Source organism: Brenneria uluponensis (assembly GCF_032395385.1).
In the GTDB taxonomy this organism is placed as follows: Bacteria; Pseudomonadota; Gammaproteobacteria; order Enterobacterales; family Enterobacteriaceae; genus Prodigiosinella; species Prodigiosinella aquatilis.
The window spans coordinates 4,177,032-4,196,706 of the sequence record NZ_CP135917.1 but is presented as its reverse complement, the minus strand read 5'-3'; the positions used below and the strand labels follow the sequence as shown (position 1 = coordinate 4,196,706).

The window sequence follows — 19,675 nt, the reverse complement described above, 5'->3', positions numbered from 1 at the left end:
TAATGAAAGGTATTATTCTGGCCGGTGGTTCCGGTACTCGTCTTTATCCCATCACTCGCGGCGTATCAAAGCAGTTGTTGCCTATCTACAACAAGCCTATGATCTATTATCCGCTTTCGACACTGATGCTAGCAGATATCAGAGATGTGCTTATTATCACCACCCCTGAGGATAGTGATAGTTTCCGCCGCCTGCTTGGGGATGGCAGCAGTTTTGGCATCCATATTGAGTATGCTATTCAGCCCAGTCCAGATGGTTTGGCTCAGGCATTTATTATTGGCGAAAAGTTCATTGGGCAGGACAGATGCTGTCTGGTGTTAGGGGATAACATTTTCTACGGACAGTCATTCAGTAAAATGCTGAAAAGTGCCGCTGAGAAAGTGTTCGGCGCCACGATATTTGGTTATCAGGTAAGAGATCCTGAGCGTTTTGGCGTAGTTGAATTTGATACCGAAATGAAAGCCATCTCAATAGAAGAAAAACCAGCTAAACCCAAATCAAACTATGCTGTCACCGGTCTCTATTTTTACGATAAACGAGTTATTGAGTTTGCCAAGCAAGTAAAACCCTCTCACAGAGGGGAGCTGGAGATTACGTCAATTAATCAGATGTATCTCGATGATGGCTCATTGAACGTAGAGATTTTTGGTCGCGGATTTGCCTGGTTGGATACGGGAACGCATGAGAGTTTGCATGATGCGTCTTCTTTCGTACAAACCATTGAGAATGTTCAAGGGCTAAAAGTAGCTTGTCTGGAGGAAATTGCCTGGCGAAATGGTTGGTTATCTAATCAAGAGTTGATGTCGCTTGCTAAGCCTATGTTGAAGAATGAGTACGGTAAATATCTTATGGCTCTGCTTAAATAGCCGAACGATTTCAGGATTGGAAATCATGAAAGTATTAATTACAGGTAGTGGTGGTCAGGTAGGACATTGTCTGGTCTCTAAATTGGCCGGTAAGGCCGAACTGTTGGCCGTAGATCGGAATGCACTGGACATCACTGATAAAGTAGCGGTGGCTCGTGCTATTACGCAATTCAAGCCTGACTACATTATCAATGCGGCGGCACATACTGCTGTAGATAAAGCCGAAGATGAAATAGATCTCTCTTATGCGATAAACCGTGATGGGCCAGCCTATCTTGCCGAAGCGGCAAAAAAAATCGGTGCGGTGTTGCTGCATATCTCGACCGACTATGTCTATGATGGTGACAGTGAATCTGTTTATGATGAGTCAATGCCCTGCAATCCGCAGAGCGTATATGGCAAAAGTAAACTTGCCGGAGAACTTGCGGTGGCGGCAGCGACTGATAAGTTTTTAATTATGAGAACTGCCTGGGTATTTGGTGAGCATGGCAATAATTTTGTTAAAACGATGCTGCGCTTAGGGGCAACTCGCGAGGCACTGAGTATTGTCGGTGATCAGTTTGGTGGCCCAACTTATGCGGGTGATATCGCGGGTGCTTTGATCAAAATGGTGGACTACCTGGAAACAGGTAAAATTCCGGAATGGGGAATTTACCATTTCTCTGGTATGCCTCATGTAAGCTGGTTTGATTTTGCTCAAGCAATTTTTGCTCATGCAGCGGAAAAATCCGTCCTGCAGACGATCCCTGTTCTAACATCAATTCCCACTTCGGCTTATCCAACCCGGGCGAAACGGCCGGTAAACTCTCGTTTGAATTGCCAGAAGGTCAATGCACAATTTGGTATCGAACCGAGTAACTGGCAACTGGCACTAAATAATATTCATGCATATAAATAATAGATTATGAACGTTATCGATACTGAAATCCCTGATGTAAAAATTATTGAACCCGTTGTATTTGGTGATGAACGTGGTTTTTTTATGGAAACCTGGCAGCAAAAAAAATTCGAGGATATGGTAGTAAAACGCCCTTGCAATTTTGTTCAGGACAATCATTCAAAATCGAGACAAGGCATTTTACGCGGTCTTCATTATCAGACTGAGAATGCCCAAGGTAAGTTGGTGCGTGTTATTTCTGGTGAAGTTTACGATGTCGCCGTTGACATACGTAAATCGTCATCCACGTTTGGTCAATGGACCGGTGTTTACCTTTCTGCTGAAAACAAGCGTCAACTTTGGATTCCTGAAGGATTTGCGCATGGTTTTTATGTGACCAGTCATGAAGCCGAATTCGTTTATAAATGTACTGATTATTATAATCCCAATGCTGAGCAGTCCATTTTATGGAATGACCCTGATATTGGTATTGAATGGCCGTTGACAGGAATTCCTGTTTTATCCGAAAAAGATAAAAAAGGTATATATTTCAATAGTATTTGTGGTGTTGAAGCCAAATTGTTTTGAGTGCTGATTTAGGCACATTAATTGCGATCGTTGTCGTTGCTTCACAAAAAACGGATACGGGTGATTGGTCACTAACATCTGTTCACGGTATTCATGTAACGGCCACATTTGTTAGCACACTATGGGCTGAGGGATTTCCACAAAATTCACATCAATGAGCTAGTATTATACTTCGAAAAGTGCTGATAGGGTGGGCTAAATACCTGTCAGCCCCTTCGTCTTAATACTTGTGGTGAAATGTCTGGCTTAAATGGGAGCACTATAATTATATTATTGGTAATTACAACCAACACCATCCTTGCCAATACCACGATGGATTCATATCCAATGAATCGGAAAGATTCTGAAAATGACTAAAAAGCCAAGGCCAATTTTTATTGACTACTTCAATGCTCCTAAATCGGTGCCCAGAATGACACTACAGTTATATAAGGGAACAACGAAACATTGTCTTGAAGTGGCTTCGTCCCTTTGGGATACGTCTGAAAAAACTCCTTCTATGCTGTCGAACTTGCCCGTAGGACGACTATGCGCCATGATTTCATTCTTGTTCTGCGTTACGTTTCATTGTGAATACCATCTCCATGGAATAGATACTGATAAAGCAAATGGTAATGATGGCATCAGCGTATAATCGATAGAAATTTTTAGGTAGTCAATATCATGCCCGGACACGTTGATTCGGTCTGATGGCGCGATGATACCTTGGAGTAAATGTAAGAAAGATACATCTGCGCGAGTGTTGATCATTACCGTGTAATAAATGTAGATGTAGTGTGAAAAGGACCAACCCGCACACTGTCTTGGGGATTTGGCCTAGGGTGATTTGGTGAATACCAAAAGCAAAATTTGTACAATATATTTGCATCGAGAGTGTCTACTTTCGTGCGGTAGCTTTGCCTGAAACTAGTATTTTTTATCTGTTGTTACTATTTTTAAGGAAAATTTCATGTAATTACATTCCTTATGGTGCAAGAGAAACCCATAAGGGCAGGAGGTCTCTTTGTCAATAACGATTATTCCCGTGATCATGTGTGGTGGAAGTGGATCACGGCTTTGGCCAGTTTCTCGTGAGCAACACCCGAAACCATTTATTCGTTTGGCCGACGGAAGTAGTCTGATTCAAAAGGCTCTGTTGCGTGCTCTAACATTTGATGGTGTTAAGGAGATCATTACCGTCACGAATAAGGAACTTCTTTTTAAAGCTGTTGATGCATTTTCTGAGGTGTACAAAGGAACCGTTCCCATCTCTTATATTTTGGAGCCTGTTGGTCGTAACACTACCGCTGCAATTGCATCAGCGGCGCTTTTGGCACATCAAAAATATGGTGATGATGCCGTACTGATGATTCTGGCTGCCGACCATCTGATAAAAGATCATACTGCATTCATACAGGCTGTATCAGAAGCTTCTCAACTTGCGAAACAATCTCGATTAGTTACTTTTGGTATTCAGCCGGAAAAACCAGAAACCGGATATGGATATATCAAGTATCGGGGTAACCTGGTTGAGCATTTTGTTGAAAAACCCTCCTATAACAAAGCATTGGAATATCTTGAGTCGGGGAAATACCTTTGGAACTCCGGTATGTTCTGTTTCTCTTGTGGAACTATCCTTAAAGAAATGGAAATGTTGTGTCCACAGGTGCTGTCAGATGTTAAGCATAGCATGAGCCTGTCTCGCAGGCTTGAAGGTGGTGGGGCGACTCAACTTGAGTTAGATATGAATACATTCTCACAAGTTGAAGATATTTCCATCGACTATGCAGTGATGGAAAAATCCAGACAGGTATCCGTTGTATCCTGCAATATTGGCTGGTGTGATATCGGTTCCTGGACGGCGCTTGGGGCATTAATCGTGCCAGATGAGAATGGTAATGCCATAGAAGGTGATGCTGAAATACTGACGCATAATGCAACTAACTGTTATATCAAGGCTGATGAGCGTGTGATTGGCGCGGTAGGTGTCGATAACCTGGTCATTGTCGATACCCCGGATGCTTTGCTTGTTGCAAGCAAGGATAGCGGTCAGGATGTAAAATCTATCTATAACCAGCTCAAAAACAAGGGGCATCAAGCCTACAAGATTCACCGAACGGTTCATCGACCCTGGGGCACATCGACAGTGTTGGAACAAGGACACAATTTCAAGATCAATAGTGTTCTTGTCAAACCTGGCGCGAAGATGAGTATGCAGTTACATCATCACAGAAGTGAACACTGGATCGTAATGGCTGGAGCGACAAGGATCGTCAACGGTAATAAGCATATTTTCCTTTCCACGAACCAATCCACTTACATCCCTCCAGGTGAACAACACAGAATAGAAAATCCAGGCGTTATCGATCTCATCATGATTGAAGTGCAGAGTGGGGAATATCTGGGGGACGACGATATTGTTAGATTTGATGAAAATGGGAGTGTTCACCAATGACATTAGCTTGCTTCAAGGCCTATGATATTCGTGGCCGTTTGGGTGATGAACTGAATGTAGATCTTGCCTATCGAATTGGGCGTGCTTTTGGTCAATACATGCAGGCGAAAAAAGTGGCTATAGGTGGTGATATTCGTCTGAGTAGTGAAGAACTAAAATCAGCATTGTCTGAGGGATTGAGGGATGCTGGTGCTGATGTTATTGATCTTGGCATAACGGGAACAGAAGAGATCTATTTTGCTGCTTTTCATCTAGATGTGGATGGGGCGATTGAAGTGACGGCCAGCCATAATCCTATGGATTACAACGGAATGAAATTGGTCGGCCGTGGAGCCAACCCGATTAGTGGTGATACAGGGCTGAATGATATACGTGATTTAGTTGAGCTGGGTAAGTTCTGTACTGTGAATCAGAGAGGGGGTTATACCAAATTGTCTCTGGTGGATGAGTATGTCGATCATCTAATGTCTTATATTGATGTAAAAAAAATTAAACCGTTGAAGCTGGTGGTCAATTCAGGTAATGGTGCTGCCGGGCATGTAGTGGACGCGATTGAAGTGATGCTGCAGAAACAGCAGATTCCCGTTGAGTTTATCAAAATTCATCATGAGCCGGATGGTAATTTTCCAAATGGAATCCCTAATCCGCTATTGCCTGAAAACCGTTCCGTAACTTCTAATGCTGTCAAGATGCATAAGGCTGATATAGGCATTGCATGGGATGGTGACTTTGACCGCTGCTTCCTGTTTGACGAAAATGGTGAGTTCATTGAAGGCTATTATATCGTAGGTCTTCTGGCTGAAGCTTTCCTGGTTAAAAACCAAGGGGCCCGGATTATCCATGACCCACGTCTGACCTGGAATACCATTGAGATGGTGAAGGAAGCTGGTGGTACACCAGTACAGTGCAAGACGGGTCATGCTTTTATCAAGGAGCGTATGCGCGCTGAAAACGCCATATATGGTGGCGAAATGAGTGCTCACCATTACTTTCGTGATTTTGCTTATTGTGATAGCGGTATGATTCCATGGCTGTTGGTTATTGAACTACTGTCTTCTAAGGGAGCGATGTTGTCCGAATTGGTTGGTGCTCGTATGCGAGCTTATCCATGTAGTGGTGAAATTAATTATAAAGTTACCAATGCTAAAGAAATCATTGCTCGTATTGAAGAAACCTTTAAGTCTGAGGTTGTTAGTATTGATCGCACTGATGGTCTTGGTATGGATATGCCAGGTTGGCGTCTTAATGTCCGTACCTCAAATACCGAGCCTCTTTTGCGCCTGAACATTGAAACCCAGGCTCAGCCAGGGCTGGTATGGGCAAAGGTTGCTGAAATAGATCACTTGATTAAAGGATAAGTATGCCACTCATAATGTTGAGAGCGTTGTGGAATTACCGGGGATTTATTCTCGGCAATGTTAAGCGCGAATTTCAGAGCAAATATCGTAATTCATTATTGGGAGCCACATGGACGGTACTAAATCCTCTGGCGATGATCATTGTGTATACTGTAATTTTCTCACATGTAATGAAAGCAAAAATTGCTGGAATTGACGATACGTATGCTTATAGTATCTATTTATGTTCTGGTGTGCTGACGTGGGGATTATTTTCAGAAATTGTCAGTAGGGCTCAAAATGTTTTTATTGATAATGCAAACTTACTAAAGAAAGTTAGTTTCCCCAGAATGTGCCTACCGATTGTGGTAGTAGCTAATGCATTAATTAATTTTATTATTATATTTTCTCTGTTCACTGTTTTTTTACTTATTAGTGGAGAAAATCCTGGTTTTGTATATTTTTCTTTTATTCCAGTACTAATCATAGTATGCATTTTTTCAATTGGATTAGGCATCACATTGGGCGTTTTAAATGTATTTTTTAGGGATGTCGGACAGCTATTTAATATCATTCTTCAATTTTGGTTCTGGTTTACCCCTATTGTTTATCCAATAAATGCACTGCCAGAAAACATAAGGAAGATAATATCACTCAATCCTATGACTCCAATCATTTCTGCATTTCAGTCTATTTTTGTTTTAAAACAGGTTCCAAAATGGGATGGCTTAATATTAGTAACAATTATTAGTATTGCGATGTGCTTTTTGGGCATGCATCTATTTAGAAAACATGTGGGCGAGATGGTGGATGAATTGTAATGGCAAATATATCAGTTCGAGGAGTAGGTAAAGCCTACAAAAAATATCATAATAAGTGGGGAAGACTAATTGAATGGATTAGCTTAACTCCTGTACAAAAGCACACTCTGACATGGATTTTAAAAGATATTAATTTTGATATTGAGCCTGGAGAGGTTATTGGAATCGTTGGGAAAAATGGTGCTGGCAAAAGCACGTTGCTAAAGATGATTACCGGCACAACAGAGCCGACCGAAGGATCTATTAGAGCTGACGGTAAAGTAGCAGCTTTGCTTGAACTGGGTATGGGGTTTGATCCTGATTTTACCGGTCGTCAGAATACTTACATGTCAGGGCAGTTGCAAGGGCTAAGCATAGAAGAAATAACCAAGTTAATGCCCGAAATAGAAGCCTTCGCTGATATAGGATCATATATTGATGAGCCATTAAGAACATATTCTAGTGGGATGCAGTCTAGATTAGCGTTTTCAGTCGCAACTTGTGTAAAACCGGACATCCTTATTATTGATGAAGCATTAAGTGTTGGTGATATAGCCTTCCAAGCAAAATGTATGCAGCGTATGGAGTATTTGAAAAACATTGGGACGACTATTCTTTTTGTTAGCCATGCGATTAATCAAATTAGGCAATTTTGTGATAAAGCTATATATATTAAAGATGGAAGATTAGAACAATTTTCAAATGTATCAGAAGTATGTGATTTATTTCAAAATGATCTTCTTGGATTGGATAGAGAAGAGAAAGATGAAGTTACTTCTAAAATAGAAAATGACATAGGGAGTGAAATAATCGAAGAAGATAAAAATTTGAGAAAATACTCTCTGGATTCTGAAACTGGTACATTTCATTTACAGTTTTTAAAATTTGATTTAAAAAATCGTGAAGGAGTACAAATTACAAACTGTACTCAAGGTGAGCTTGTAGAGTTTTCTGCATATATCAAAGCTAATAATGACGTAGAAGCTGGTTCCGCTATTGGATTATTAATGGCTGATAAAACAGGCTATCCATTGGTAGCGTGTAATTCAAATTACTATGACTATTTTTTACCTGCAGTAAATAAGGGAGAATTAATTGTAATTAGATGGAAAATGAAGTTTCCTTTAGCGTCAGGTGAAATTCGTATAGATATTGGTATCAAACCAGACCCCTATTCGATCATATTCTATGATAGAGTTTTTTGTGCAAAAGTGATAACGGTAACGCCAAAAATCGAATTACTGAAAAGAAATTTTGGTGGATATATTTTTGCTGATGCTGATATCCATATTGAAAAAATAAAAGTAGCTAAGTGAGTTAAATATGATCAATTTTATTAAAAAAATCCTTGTTGGTAGAACCGATGAAGCAATAAATACTCATGATAAAAATAATGATTCGGTTACGAATGATCATTCTAATGATGATAAATATATAGAGGCTTCTTGTGATACGGATAAAGATTATTCTTTAACAAGTGGCGAAAGACAAGTTGGAAGAGAATTGGATGATATTAGATCAGATCATACCAATAGATATTATATGGCTGTTGAGTATATAGCTGATTGTAAAAAAGACGCTTCTATTCATATTGCCGATGTGTTCTGTGGAAATGGATATGGTACTTATATTATATCTAAAAATATACCTGGAGCTACGGTAATTGGATTGGATGGATCTGAGGAAGCAATATTACTAGCAAATGAGTGTTATACTCAAGAAAATAACTATTTCAGCCACAAACTTTTTCCGTTTAAATTACCCATTTCATCTTTTGATTTCGTCACATGTTTTGAATCATTAGAACATGTAGAAGAAGATCAAAAGATGTTAAATGAAATCATCAGTTCATTGAAACCTGGTGGTACTGCATTTATTTCAGTGCCTAATGATGAGATTCATTCCTTAGAGAAAAATCCTCATAAATTTCATTTCCGACATTATAAACATTCTAAATTTATAGAAATGCTTCCTCCAGAAGTGAAACTTGTAAAATGGTTTGGTCAAGATGTTTATAGATTTGAACAAGATGGAATAAATACATTCCAGTTATTACCTATGGATGAAATGAAACTTGTGGAAAACCAGTTTGGTCAGGTTAATATTTACATTCTTGAAAAAAAGATACAATTTATAAGATTCAATACTTGCCAAATATAGTAATGAAAACAGGAAATAATTAATGAATGTCTTATTTATTGGTGATGTGAATCGCGGTGCCCAAGATGTGAATATAGAGCGGTTATTCCGCCTTTTTTTCTCCTGTATTTAAAGAAGTTAACGTCACAGCCTCTATGTATATAAGTGAGGTAAATAAGAAGGTAAGCATATCTGATTGGCTTGAGGTATGGCGGGAGTCCATTGATAAAAATAGAGTATCAGAAATTGCCAATCTAGATTTGTCTAATACGGCTATTATTGGTTTTGAAATTTCTGATGCAGACATAAATTATTTTTCTGAAAATAAAATACCATGGGTTAATTTTTCTATTCATCCTATACGTTTCTTAGATGATTTATATTTTGACGTTACAACATCATTTGACTATGATCTTTCAAATCATGCGGCAAGCACTGGTTTAATCGATTTTTGTGTCAATAAAATTAAATCATCTATTAATTCAACATCAATAAAAAAAGAAAAAACGTTAGCAATATTTGGCCAAACTCCAATTGATAAGAGCATCTATTTCGATGGCGAATTTAAAAAATTAACGTCTTATCTCGATAAGATTGATGCCTTAGCCAGAGATTATCCGCGAGTTATATATCGCCCACACCCTAATTTGACCGATGAAAGTGTTGATCAAATAATTATAGAACGATATGGCGCGGAAATTGTATCAGAGAAAAATTTTTATAAATTTTTAATAACAGAGTCTATAGATAAATGCTGTGCAATAAGTTCATCTGTAAATACAGAATCACCCTATTTTGGAGTTGAATCTGTTAATTTAGATGATAGAGCCAGGAAATATGGCGTTGCAGTAAATTATAAATCTCTTCTTGATGATCGTGAGTTTTGGGTTAATAAATTCCTTAATATAGATTTGTACTCTAGTCCATTTAATATATCGGTAGCTGTTCCAGATAATTATCTGAGGGATGTGTATGAATCTTGGGGGTATATTACCAAGGAACGAGAAATATATACCATAATTAATACTAAAGAGCAGGAAATATATGCCGTAATTAAAACTATACAGGATGAAATTTCTAACCTTGAGGAGCGAAATAATCATTATTTGATAGAGTTAGAACGCAGTGAACAACATGTTAATGCGCTGCTTAATAGCAGGTCTTGAAAGTAACATCCCCACTACGTTTTATAAAAAGACATTTCATGGAATTATTCCTATTTATTTATTCAAAAATGAATAAATAATAGTATTTGAGGAAGGTTGAATATATGGTCAATTCGGATGTAATAATAACGGTCTCTAAGAGTTTAAAAGTTAAATGCTAAAATGTACATGTGAGAGTAGAAAGAATAGACTCTATTATTTATAATGCTACAAATAAATAATTTTTCATAAAACAATACATTGTAGGGGAAATTAAAATATTTTTTAAAATAATAATAAAAAGAGTTTCTTCTATACTAAAATGATTGAGATAAATAATAAGAATTTAGATCGGGGTAGGGTATGCAGGGCTTTTTCAGAACCTATAATTAAAATTGTGTAATTTCCTATTCTTGATATGTTCATCTTTATTACATGGGCAGGTAAATTATGGACCAAAATAACTTAAGGTGCTCGTTGCCGATCTCACCTCCATCTTAGTCACGAGAAAAACATGGTTAAAATCAGTTCCAGTACTTGCAATGGTTACTCAGCAAAAACCTTGTTCTGTGATGAGCCTCGATATGCCGAAGAGTACTGAGAAAAAGCTGAATCAACATTACAGTGAGGAGAAAGAGGACGACTGCCCTCTACTCTCGAATATGCTCCTGGTCTTCGCTTGTCGGGAGGTGGTCTCAGTCTGAGCAACTGACGGTGCTGGAACGGGTAGACTGAAAAGCGCCGAACCACGGCAGTGCGTCTAGTGCCTGCCCATAAACTGGTTGCCGAAGAAGAGCATCAGATAGTTATGGTATGTAACGAACCGGAGTATACCAACCTGCCTCCGATGCAGATAGTACCACTAGCAGACAAGGGCCCTTATCTGACTAGTGAATTGACATTTCAACGGTTACCTTCAACTTTTTTCAATACCTGCAGGATCTGAATTTCTGTGAAATATGCTTTTTTATAATAGTTCTCCCGTTGGTAGTATCAACCAGAGAACACTATTGTGTGGTACGACTAAATGTTGGAAGAACTATAGCGTTATCCCGACTATTATCGAAGTTATTTTCTTTTGATATTCGATATGGATAACAGATGGCTGGTTAATGTATGAGTTTGTTGCCTTGATGGGGGGATTTTATGTTATTAGTAAGCGTTGCACACCGCGGATTGAGCGGTACAATCTGAATTTCAGGCTATACTTGGCTCGCCTTTATCGGAAATAGCTATATTTTTCAAAATCTGAAGAACCCCATAACAAAGTTATCTGATATAATTTAAATATGCATCATTACCAATAAGATGGAGTAATTACCTATTGTGCTTACCGAGCTAAAATTTGAAAAGTCACTCATTGGTAAAAAGGTACTGGTCACTGGTCATACCGGTTTTACCGGAGGGTGGGTTTGCTTATGGTTAAAGTCTATTGGTGCAAACGTTGCGGGTTTCTCACTCCCACCAGAGACATCTCCCGCATTGTTTGATTGTCTTGGCTTAGCTGACGATATTCCTACCACATTCGGTGATATTTGCCATTATGACGAAATCTTCAAATCTATTGAAGCTTTTGAACCGGACTTAATCCTCCATCTTGCAGCTCAACCTTTAGTACGTCGGTCATATCGAGAACCTGTCTCAACATTTTTAGTCAATGCGCAAGGCACTGCACATGTCCTAGACGCAGCCCGTATGGTAAAAAGTGTCAAAGGCATCTTATGTATTACAACCGATAAGGTTTATAAAAATAATGAGTGGCCTTGGCCATATCGTGAAAATGATCCACTCGGTGGGAAAGACCCTTATAGTGCATCTAAGGCTGCCGCTGAAATGATTATTCAAAGCTTTGCTGCCTCATATCCGTTCTCTGAAGGTAAAGGTCCAGCTATTGCGATTGCCAGAGGCGGGAACATTATAGGTGGCGGGGACTGGTCTGAGGATCGACTTATCCCTGATTTTGCTCGAGCTGTTGTAGAAAATAACTCACTAACCTTACGTTATCCCGATGCAATACGGCCGTGGCAACATGTACTTGCTCTTGCCCATAGCTATATACTTCTGATGTCAGGTTTAATTTCTGAAAAACCAGCACACTATGCAAGAGCCTGGAATATAGGGCCGCAAGACTTAAAACAATATTCTGTCCGTGATGTACTGGAACTCATGTGCTTAAATTGGGAGCGTCCATCATTAAATTATATGGATAATCCACTACATGAAGCTGGTAGCTTAGCGTTAGATAGTTCTCTTGCCCGTAACCTGCTGGGATGGTGCCCAGTATGGGATACCGAACGTGTTATCAGAGAAACATCAGCATGGTATCGTGATTATTATAAAAATCCTTCTTGTGCCAGAGAAATAACTCTCAAACAAATAAATGCGTGGCGTGAGGGTATAAAAGAGTGAACTTCTTAATAGGCAGTCATGGTCGCTTAGGCAATGCAATATATCAATCTTACCCGCTAGAGAATATTACAGTTTTAGAGCGCTCTCTCTATGAAAACTGGGGAGTAACGTCCTGTCGAGGTGATATTACTCGTTATTTCGAAGACAGATTCGAGCCTAACTCTGTTATTTTTATAGCGTCAGGGCTACTTGATCCTAAATTATCACAAGAAGCACTTCTAAAAGTTAACTATTTACTACCAAAAAATATTATTGAGGCCACATCTCATTTAGGACTCAAAGTTGTTACTTTCGGGACTATAATGGAGGAACTTATTTCGACTGGGAACGTATATGTAAATAGCAAAGCTATGCTCGGTAGCTTTATATCAAATTTGTCTGGTATAAATAAAAATATATTGCATATTAGAATGCATACATTATATGGCGTAGGTTTGCCAAGTCCATTTATGTTTCTTGGTCAACTGTATGATTCTCTACAAAATAAATCAATATTTGAGATGTCCCCAGGAAACCAATTAAGAGAATATCACCATATTGATGATGATGTAAAAGCAATTCATACATTAATAAATAACGGTATTTATGGGGTTTTTAATTTAAGCCATGGGCAGTCAGTAAAGTTAAAAGATATTGCTAATTATGTATTCCAAGCGCTTTCTCTGGAAGAGTTATTGTCTATTGGGGCATACTTAGAACCCAAAGATGATAACTATGGAATTATATCCCATCGGCCGAGTGAGTTGAATGGAATTGAGTTTAGAGACACGCTTCCAGGTATTTTGATCTATTTAAAAAAATGTTTACTGAATAGGGAGTTTTTGGTATGACAGAGGAAGAAAATAATTTTTCTGATAAAAAACCACTGATTTCTATTTCAATTCCTGTTCTTAATGAAGCAGAAAGCCTTCCAGCCTTATATTCAAGGTTATGTGACATCGCTGATAAAATGAGCGAGAAATGTGACCTTGAGTTCGTGTTTTCTGATAATCATTCTGATGATAAGACATGGGAACTGTTAAGCGAACTTGCAGCGAAAGATCCTCGAGTAAAAGCTATCGGTTTTTCTAAGAACTATGGGTTTCAACGCTCAATTCTTGCAAACTATATGCACACTAAAGGTGATGCTGTAATGCAAATTGATGCCGACTTACAAGATCCACCAGAAATGCTGGAGTCTTTTTTCGAATTATGGAAACAAGGCTATCATGTTGTTTATGGTATCAGGGAAAAACGCCCTGAGGGATGGTTAATGAATGGTTTCCGTAAGCTAGGTTATTGGTTAATTGACAAAGTCAGTGATCATCCAATCCCAAGAGATGTTGGTGATTTTCGTTTAGTTGATCGAAAGGTAATTAATGCTTTATGTAAGATAAAGACTTATAGTCCTTATCTGAGAGGAATGATTGCTGGGCTAGGTTTCAACCAAACCGGGATTGCCTATGAACGAGAACCACGAATCTCTGGTGAAAGTAAGTTTAATATATCACAATTAGTCCGCTTAGGATTAACTGCAGTATTTAACCACTCCACCGTTCCACTTCGCGCTGCATCATTTCTCGGTTCTATTATCTTGGCTATTAGTTTGTTAGGTGCTCTTTATTATGTAGCCTTACGTTTATTCAACCCTGAGCTACCTCGTGGACTTGCCAGTATTCATATACTTGTATTATTTGGTATCGGGCTTAATTCATTTCTGTTGGGAATAATAGGTGAGTACATTTTGCGTATATATTTGTTACTCAGAGCTGAACCCATTGCAACGATTGAGAAAAGTCTTAATTTACCTCAATCTGAACTAAAATTTTAAATAGGTAATTACATGAAAGCGGTTATTTTAGCTGGCGGTTTAGGTACTCGTATCGCAGAAGAATCAGATACTAAACCAAAACCTATGGTAGATATTGGGGGGCATCCATTGCTCTGGCATATCATGAAAACCTATGCTCATCATGGTATTAACGATTTCATTATATGTCTGGGTTACAAAGGCTACGTCATAAAAGAGTTCTTTTTTAACTACCATCATCATTTGGCTGATATGCGTATTAACCTTGGCACAGGTGAACACCAGATATTGAATAGCCAATCAGAAGACTGGAATATTGTCCTGATAGATACAGGTCCAGATACTCTGACCGGTGGCCGCTTGAAACGCGTTGCAAAATATCTGGGTGACGAAACTTTTTGTTTAACCTATGGCGATGGTTTATCCGATATCGATATTACAGCAGAAATCGCATTCCATAAACGCCATGGCAAACTTGCGACAGTAGCGGCTGTCCAGCCTCCGGGTCGTTTTGGTGTTTTAAACCTGAATTCAGACCATCATGTGACGAGTTTTGAAGAAAAGCCAAGTGATGAAATTGGTTGGATTAATGGCGGCTTCTTTATCCTCGAACCTTCGGTGATTAATTATATTGAAGGCGATGCAACATCATGGGAACGAGCCCCTCTAGTTAACTTGGCTAGAGATAATCAACTAGCGGCTTTCTTGCATTCCGGTTTCTGGCAACCTTGTGACACCCTCCGTGACAAACGGGAGCTTGAGTATTTATGGCGTCAAGGTAACGCCCCATGGCAAGTGTGGAATTCTTAATGATGACTGAAAATAACAAGAAACGTAATTGGGCTAAATACCTTATTGGACCTACGATTACGGTTCTGTGTTTGGTAATTATTGTTCGTCAGATCAATATTGCGGAAGTTATTTCTGCACTGGAAAGTTTTCAATGGGAATACCTGACTATGGGAATAGCTTCTCTTGCCCTAGGTTATTCTCTGAGAATATTTCGTTGGGCAATGATGCTGAGTGCAACAGGAACTAATATAAAATGGCGCATTTGCGCAGCACCATTTCTTGGCTCTATTGCACTAAATAACGTACTGCCATTGCGTCTTGGTGATGTAGTTCGCGCATTTGTTTTCCCGTCAGTAATGGGAATAAGTAAAACAATAGCAACCACGAGTCTGATTATGGAACGGTTAATTGACCTGATGACACTATTGGGATGCTTGGCAATTGGCTTGTTAACATTAAGTGGGACTCATCTTCCACCACTAATCGCGGAATCTGCAGTCACAATGGCTGTTGTGGGTGGAACGGCCCTCATTTTGGGGTTTCTCTTTAGCGGGTCTCTAGCCAAGTATATTAATCATATAGCCAGCAGAAGAGCATCTTCTAAAGGTCCTGATCGTATATATAAGCTATTAGTAGTGGCTAGTGGCCTATTATCCAGCTTTGAGGTTATGTCACGGCCAAAAGTATTATTTTCTATAATAATCATTTCTATGTTTGTCTGGGTTGGCGAATCCGGTCTATTTTACTTCTTATTAGTTGGATTCGATTTCGATGCAACGCCAGCTGTAGCTGTGGTTGTTATGTCAATAGCTACACTTTCAACCTTAGTACCATCATCACCTGGTTATGTGGGGCCTTTCCATTTAGCTGCTTTCGCTGCAGTATCGATGCTCGGTGGTACTGCCACCCAAGCGGGGAGTTATGCAATTTTATCCCATTTGGCATTATGGTTACCAACGACATTGGCTGGTGCAATTGCGATTTTAATGAAGCCTGAATTATTCAGGTCTCTTCACTCAAGACCTGTTTCATAAATTTATATAAAAATTGAGTAACAATTATGGATAATTACGATGTCGTTATTGTTGGTGCTGGCTTTACTGGCCTAACTGCAGCCTATGTATTGGCAAAGCAGGGTAAAAAAGTGAAAGTCATTGAAGCTGATAGTACCCCAGGTGGTTTAGCCGGTACTTTTGAATTCGCTGATGGTGTTAAGCTTGAGAAATTTTATCATCATTGGTTTAACAATGATGTTTATGTACCTGAGTTAGTAAAAGAACTGGGGATGGAAGGCGACATTATTCTACTACCAACCCGGACAGGCATGTATTTTAATGGTCGTATGTGGAAACTTTCAACACCGCTAGATTTATTACGTTTCAAAGCATTATCGCTAATTGATCGAATCAGACTCGGCCTTCTCGTATTCCAGGTTCGTCGTATTAAAGATTGGAAAACAATTGAGCATCTTAGTATCCGCGAATGGTTAGAGCCTTTATGTGGTAAGGCTGTATATAAAATTGTTTGGGAACCTTTAATTGAGTCAAAATTTTCAATCTATTCAGAGACAGTAAACGCAGTATGGATGTGGAAAAAACTAGTTCTTCGCGGTAGTACCCGAAATGACAAGGGCGGAGAGGAGTTAGCCTATTTTAAAGGCGGATTTGGCAGGCTTGCAGAAACACTTGTCGAGGCGATCAGGATAAATGGAGGCGAAGTTAGTCTTGGACATCGTGTAACAGGGGTTAACACTAACACAAGCGGAGATGCAATTATCTCGATCCTGACGGATAAAGGGGTTATCGAAGGTGATAAATATTTATTTACACCATCGTTCCCAATCATTGCAGATATTTTGAAGGACTCCACTGATCCAAAATGGATCGCAAGTTTGCGCCGAGTAAAGTACCTAGGAAATATGTGCCTGGTTCTCAGATTGAAGCACAGCTTATCGGGAACTTATTGGTTGAACGTGAACGATCCGGGTTTCCCCTTTGTTGGTGTGATTGAACATACCAACTTCGATTCACCAGACAATTACAAGGGTACGCATATTGCGTATCTTTCTCGTTACCTTGCTGTTGAAGATCCTGTTTGGCTATATTCCGATGATGAATATTTCGATTTTGCTATGAGGCATTTAAAACGCATGTTCCCGAAAATCGATGAGTCTTGGGTTGTGGAATATAAAGTCTGGCGCTCCGAATACGCACAACCGGTCACAGAACGAGATTACTCGAGCTATATTCCGGAACGGGATACACCGTTTAAAAATGCTTTTATATCGACAATGGCACAGATTTATCCGGAGGATAGAGGCACTAATTATGCTATTCGTGAAGGTAGACGAATCGCTAAGAATATTTTGGAGAGACAAGCTAAATGACGGATTTTAATCAAGTAGATGTTAATAAAATAAGGCATTACTTTTATATAGGTTTAGGGTTGCTCATCTTTTTCTTAATTGTTGGCCGTTTTACACCAATACGTGTAGGCGATGGATCAGAGTATTATGCTCTTTTTTATGCATGGGATACTGTATTCCGTCCCTGGATGACATCTTCAGCCTATGACGCATATGGGCACTTAATTTCCTCTCATGAGATAATAAGTTTAGTTCCTCGTGATACCCTTGAAAGGTCCTTTCCTGCTTTAATCGCAGGAAGTACTGCTGACTTTAATCATTTTTGGTTTTATAGCTTTCTGGCTTTTATATGTGCAAAATTTACATCATTACTGGGAATTAATATATCTATACATGGAGCTTTCCTAGAACTTCATTTTCTTTTGGTTTTCATGACAATGTCTATTGCTTACCGATACTATAAATGGCAAGGTGTTTTTATCGTTGTTTTGATGACCTTTGTTTCTCCTGTACTCTGGTTCACTGATAAGGTTCATACAGAACTATATACTTACTGTTTGGCACTGTCAGGTATAATATTTATATATGCAAAAAAATATCTTCCATCTGCATTAGTATTTGCCATCGCATCGGCTCAAAATCCAAGTTTCGCATTAATTGCATTTATTCCCTTCTGCTATAGAGTCATTCTGCAAAGAAAAGATAAATATTTATTAACTGAAGTTATCATGTTTGTAGCTACTGCTCTCTTTGTGCTAGTACATCCTGTTTATTATTTCTTGCGATTTGGGGTAATTACACCTGAATTACTTACTAGCGGAGCTTCATTAGGTAAGAACTTATCTATATTCTATATATGGATTTTAGATCCTGACTTAGGATTAATTCCTAATTGGCCATTGGGTATTCTCTCTATTATATTGGCGGCATTTCTGCTGTGTAGGAAAAAAAATAGAGAAGGCCTATATTTTGATGGGCGGATAGTTTTATTTTTAATGCTTTATCTTGCTATTAACTTCTACGTAAATTCATCGACGACAAACATAAATTCTGGTGGCACTCCTGGGTTGGCCCGATATGCATTATGGTATCTACCATTAGCCTTTCCAATTTTTATGTTTATTTCTAAAAATGTTGTTTTGCGTAGTGGTTTATTTTACATAATAATTACTCTAATTATAATGACGTCAATTTTTACATTTAAAAAGAATGATCCCCGTAAAGGGGAGAGTTATATCACACCATCAGCTATTTCATTCTTGATACAAAAAAGATTGCCATGGTTATATAACCCTCCAGTAGAAGTTTTTCAGGAAAGATATTCTGGCTATGGTGAAAGCATACATGATAAATCATATTTAGGGATTGTTGGTCCTGACTGCAGAAAAGTGCTTATATCACCTACCCACAATGGGAATGATGTTATTTTTCCTGATAATTGTCATTTTGATCAGAGTAAAATTAATGCGATAGTGAAGAATGCATCTAAAGAAACTTCATATGGCGAATATATAAAGTTAAGTAAAGGAGATATTCAAAAAATAAGAATAAAAGTGTAAGTGCATCTGTTTTAGTTCCACGCACTTTTTGAGATTTTGGGGTTTTCAGCCATCAGCCGGTACTCTTCCGGTGTCAGGTTATTCAGGGATTCATGGGGACGCTCGCTGTTATATTCAGTCAGCCAGTGCTCCGTGATTTCCCGTGCTTCACTAAGTGTTCTGAACAGATAAAAATCCAGGACTTCTGTCCGGTACGTCCGGTTAAAACGTTCGATAAAGGCATTCTGTGTCGGCTTGCCCAGATTAATAAACTCCAGCAATACATCATGTTCTTCTGCCCACTGTGCCAGCGCCAGTGAGACCAGAACTCACCGCCGCCGCCTTAACCGAATGGGCAGAACGCCACGGTATGATACTCGATTTTATTCAGCCCGATAAGCCGATGCAGAACGGATTTATTGAGCGATTTAACAAAACACTGCGAACGGAAATACTCGATATGTATCTGTTCAGAACGTTGTCTGAAGTGCGCGGACTAACAGAAGACTGGCGCACAGAATATCTGTCAACAACACTGCCTAATGACCGCTTTTCAACATTTATTTTGTCCGGTTTTCATCATTTCTGATGTCCGC

Annotated in this window: 17 protein-coding genes and 2 pseudogenes; 18 read left to right on the top strand and 1 reads right to left on the bottom strand. The window is 39.0% G+C overall.

Features of this window, described 5'->3' with window-relative positions; all coding sequences use genetic code 11:
- The first annotated feature begins 2 nt into the window (after positions 1 to 2).
- The 17 genes from rfbA to RS889_RS19330 all read left to right on the top strand — a co-directional run bounded on the left by rfbA (position 3) and on the right by RS889_RS19330 (position 19,100).
- Positions 3 to 866 carry a glucose-1-phosphate thymidylyltransferase RfbA gene (gene rfbA, locus RS889_RS19410; RefSeq protein WP_315708422.1) on the top strand — a complete coding sequence of 288 codons (864 nt, stop codon included), beginning with the start codon at positions 3 to 5 and terminating at the stop codon, positions 864 to 866.
- Positions 867 to 891: 25 nt separating this feature from the next.
- Positions 892 to 1,764, top strand: a complete 873-nt coding sequence (gene rfbD / locus RS889_RS19405; RefSeq protein WP_315708421.1) for a dTDP-4-dehydrorhamnose reductase — start codon at positions 892 to 894, stop codon at positions 1,762 to 1,764.
- Positions 1,765 to 1,770: 6 nt separating this feature from the next.
- Positions 1,771 to 2,331: a dTDP-4-dehydrorhamnose 3,5-epimerase gene (gene rfbC / locus RS889_RS19400; RefSeq protein WP_315708420.1), complete on the top strand. Its 561-nt coding sequence runs from the start codon at positions 1,771 to 1,773 to the stop codon at positions 2,329 to 2,331.
- A gap of 1,003 nt (positions 2,332 to 3,334) precedes the next feature.
- On the top strand, positions 3,335 to 4,765 hold the full coding sequence (locus RS889_RS19395; protein WP_290181628.1) for a mannose-1-phosphate guanylyltransferase/mannose-6-phosphate isomerase: 1,431 nt from the start codon (positions 3,335 to 3,337) through the stop codon (positions 4,763 to 4,765).
- The gene (locus RS889_RS19390) at positions 4,762 to 6,123 is read left to right on the top strand and encodes a phosphohexomutase domain-containing protein (protein ID WP_315708419.1); all 1,362 of its coding nucleotides are present in this window, start codon (positions 4,762 to 4,764) and stop codon (positions 6,121 to 6,123) included. Before RS889_RS19395 ends, RS889_RS19390 begins: the two co-directional genes overlap by 4 nt.
- A 14-nt stretch (positions 6,124 to 6,137) precedes the next feature.
- Positions 6,138 to 6,923: an ABC transporter permease gene (locus RS889_RS19385; protein ID WP_290183053.1), complete on the top strand. Its 786-nt coding sequence runs from the start codon at positions 6,138 to 6,140 to the stop codon at positions 6,921 to 6,923.
- Positions 6,923 to 8,218: an ABC transporter ATP-binding protein gene (locus RS889_RS19380; RefSeq protein WP_315708418.1), complete on the top strand. Its 1,296-nt coding sequence runs from the start codon at positions 6,923 to 6,925 to the stop codon at positions 8,216 to 8,218. The genes RS889_RS19385 and RS889_RS19380 overlap by 1 nt, the downstream gene beginning before the upstream one ends.
- A 7-nt stretch (positions 8,219 to 8,225) precedes the next feature.
- On the top strand, positions 8,226 to 9,062 hold the full coding sequence (locus tag RS889_RS19375) for a class I SAM-dependent methyltransferase (RefSeq protein WP_315708417.1): 837 nt from the start codon (positions 8,226 to 8,228) through the stop codon (positions 9,060 to 9,062).
- Between the two features lie 134 nt (positions 9,063 to 9,196).
- Positions 9,197 to 10,207, top strand: a complete 1,011-nt coding sequence (locus tag RS889_RS19370) for a hypothetical protein (RefSeq protein WP_315708416.1) — start codon at positions 9,197 to 9,199, stop codon at positions 10,205 to 10,207.
- A 1,091-nt stretch (positions 10,208 to 11,298) separates the two neighbouring features.
- Complete coding sequence (locus RS889_RS23910) at positions 11,299 to 11,418, top strand: IS1 family transposase (RefSeq protein WP_425475089.1); 120 nt, start codon at positions 11,299 to 11,301, stop codon at positions 11,416 to 11,418.
- Between the two features lie 94 nt (positions 11,419 to 11,512).
- Entirely contained in the window at positions 11,513 to 12,595 is a 1,083-nt protein-coding gene (gene rfbG, locus RS889_RS19360; RefSeq protein WP_315708415.1) for a CDP-glucose 4,6-dehydratase, read from the top strand.
- Complete coding sequence (locus tag RS889_RS19355) at positions 12,592 to 13,425, top strand: NAD-dependent epimerase/dehydratase family protein (RefSeq protein WP_315708414.1); 834 nt, start codon at positions 12,592 to 12,594, stop codon at positions 13,423 to 13,425. Before rfbG ends, RS889_RS19355 begins: the two co-directional genes overlap by 4 nt.
- Positions 13,422 to 14,405 (top strand): glycosyltransferase family 2 protein, encoded by a 984-nt coding sequence (locus RS889_RS19350; RefSeq protein ID WP_021014461.1) that lies wholly within the window; start codon positions 13,422 to 13,424, stop codon positions 14,403 to 14,405. The genes RS889_RS19355 and RS889_RS19350 overlap by 4 nt, the downstream gene beginning before the upstream one ends.
- A 12-nt stretch (positions 14,406 to 14,417) precedes the next feature.
- Complete coding sequence (gene rfbF, locus RS889_RS19345) at positions 14,418 to 15,194, top strand: glucose-1-phosphate cytidylyltransferase (RefSeq protein ID WP_021014462.1); 777 nt, start codon at positions 14,418 to 14,420, stop codon at positions 15,192 to 15,194.
- A complete protein-coding gene (locus tag RS889_RS19340) occupies positions 15,194 to 16,210 on the top strand; it encodes a lysylphosphatidylglycerol synthase transmembrane domain-containing protein (protein ID WP_315708412.1) in 1,017 nt (338 codons plus the stop codon). The genes rfbF and RS889_RS19340 overlap by 1 nt, the downstream gene beginning before the upstream one ends.
- 26 nt (positions 16,211 to 16,236) lie before the next feature.
- Complete coding sequence (locus RS889_RS19335; RefSeq protein WP_315708411.1) at positions 16,237 to 17,562, top strand: NAD(P)/FAD-dependent oxidoreductase; 1,326 nt, start codon at positions 16,237 to 16,239, stop codon at positions 17,560 to 17,562.
- A complete protein-coding gene (locus tag RS889_RS19330) occupies positions 17,559 to 19,100 on the top strand; it encodes a hypothetical protein (protein ID WP_315708410.1) in 1,542 nt (513 codons plus the stop codon). The genes RS889_RS19335 and RS889_RS19330 overlap by 4 nt, the downstream gene beginning before the upstream one ends.
- An 11-nt stretch (positions 19,101 to 19,111) precedes the next feature.
- Here RS889_RS19330 and RS889_RS19325 read toward each other — a convergent pair.
- Positions 19,112 to 19,402, bottom strand: a pseudogene (locus tag RS889_RS19325) (integrase core domain-containing protein); the annotation flags it as partial.
- Between RS889_RS19325 and RS889_RS19320 the strand changes: the two are divergent.
- Positions 19,402 to 19,602 (top strand): annotated as a pseudogene (locus tag RS889_RS19320) (integrase core domain-containing protein); the annotation flags it as partial. The pseudogenes RS889_RS19325 and RS889_RS19320 sit on opposite strands and share 1 nt — an antisense overlap.
- Between the last annotated feature and the right edge of the window lie 73 nt (positions 19,603 to 19,675).

What these genes read in the sequence shown, in the direction of transcription:
- rfbA (WP_315708422.1), top strand. Translation starts at nt 3, where the DNA reads ATGAAAGGTATTATTCTGGCCGGTGGTTCCGGTACTCGTCTTTATCCC.
- rfbD (WP_315708421.1), top strand. Translation starts at nt 892, where the DNA reads ATGAAAGTATTAATTACAGGTAGTGGTGGTCAGGTAGGACATTGTCTG.
- rfbC (WP_315708420.1), top strand. Translation starts at nt 1,771, where the DNA reads ATGAACGTTATCGATACTGAAATCCCTGATGTAAAAATTATTGAACCC.
- RS889_RS19390 (WP_315708419.1), top strand. Translation starts at nt 4,762, where the DNA reads ATGACATTAGCTTGCTTCAAGGCCTATGATATTCGTGGCCGTTTGGGT.
- RS889_RS19385 (WP_290183053.1), top strand. Translation starts at nt 6,138, where the DNA reads ATGTTGAGAGCGTTGTGGAATTACCGGGGATTTATTCTCGGCAATGTT.
- RS889_RS19380 (WP_315708418.1), top strand. Translation starts at nt 6,923, where the DNA reads ATGGCAAATATATCAGTTCGAGGAGTAGGTAAAGCCTACAAAAAATAT.
- RS889_RS19375 (WP_315708417.1), top strand. Translation starts at nt 8,226, where the DNA reads ATGATCAATTTTATTAAAAAAATCCTTGTTGGTAGAACCGATGAAGCA.
- RS889_RS19370 (WP_315708416.1), top strand. Translation starts at nt 9,197, where the DNA reads ATGTATATAAGTGAGGTAAATAAGAAGGTAAGCATATCTGATTGGCTT.
- RS889_RS23910 (WP_425475089.1), top strand. Translation starts at nt 11,299, where the DNA reads ATGTATGAGTTTGTTGCCTTGATGGGGGGATTTTATGTTATTAGTAAG.
- RS889_RS19350 (WP_021014461.1), top strand. Translation starts at nt 13,422, where the DNA reads ATGACAGAGGAAGAAAATAATTTTTCTGATAAAAAACCACTGATTTCT.
- rfbF (WP_021014462.1), top strand. Translation starts at nt 14,418, where the DNA reads ATGAAAGCGGTTATTTTAGCTGGCGGTTTAGGTACTCGTATCGCAGAA.
- RS889_RS19340 (WP_315708412.1), top strand. Translation starts at nt 15,194, where the DNA reads ATGATGACTGAAAATAACAAGAAACGTAATTGGGCTAAATACCTTATT.
- RS889_RS19335 (WP_315708411.1), top strand. Translation starts at nt 16,237, where the DNA reads ATGGATAATTACGATGTCGTTATTGTTGGTGCTGGCTTTACTGGCCTA.
- RS889_RS19330 (WP_315708410.1), top strand. Translation starts at nt 17,559, where the DNA reads ATGACGGATTTTAATCAAGTAGATGTTAATAAAATAAGGCATTACTTT.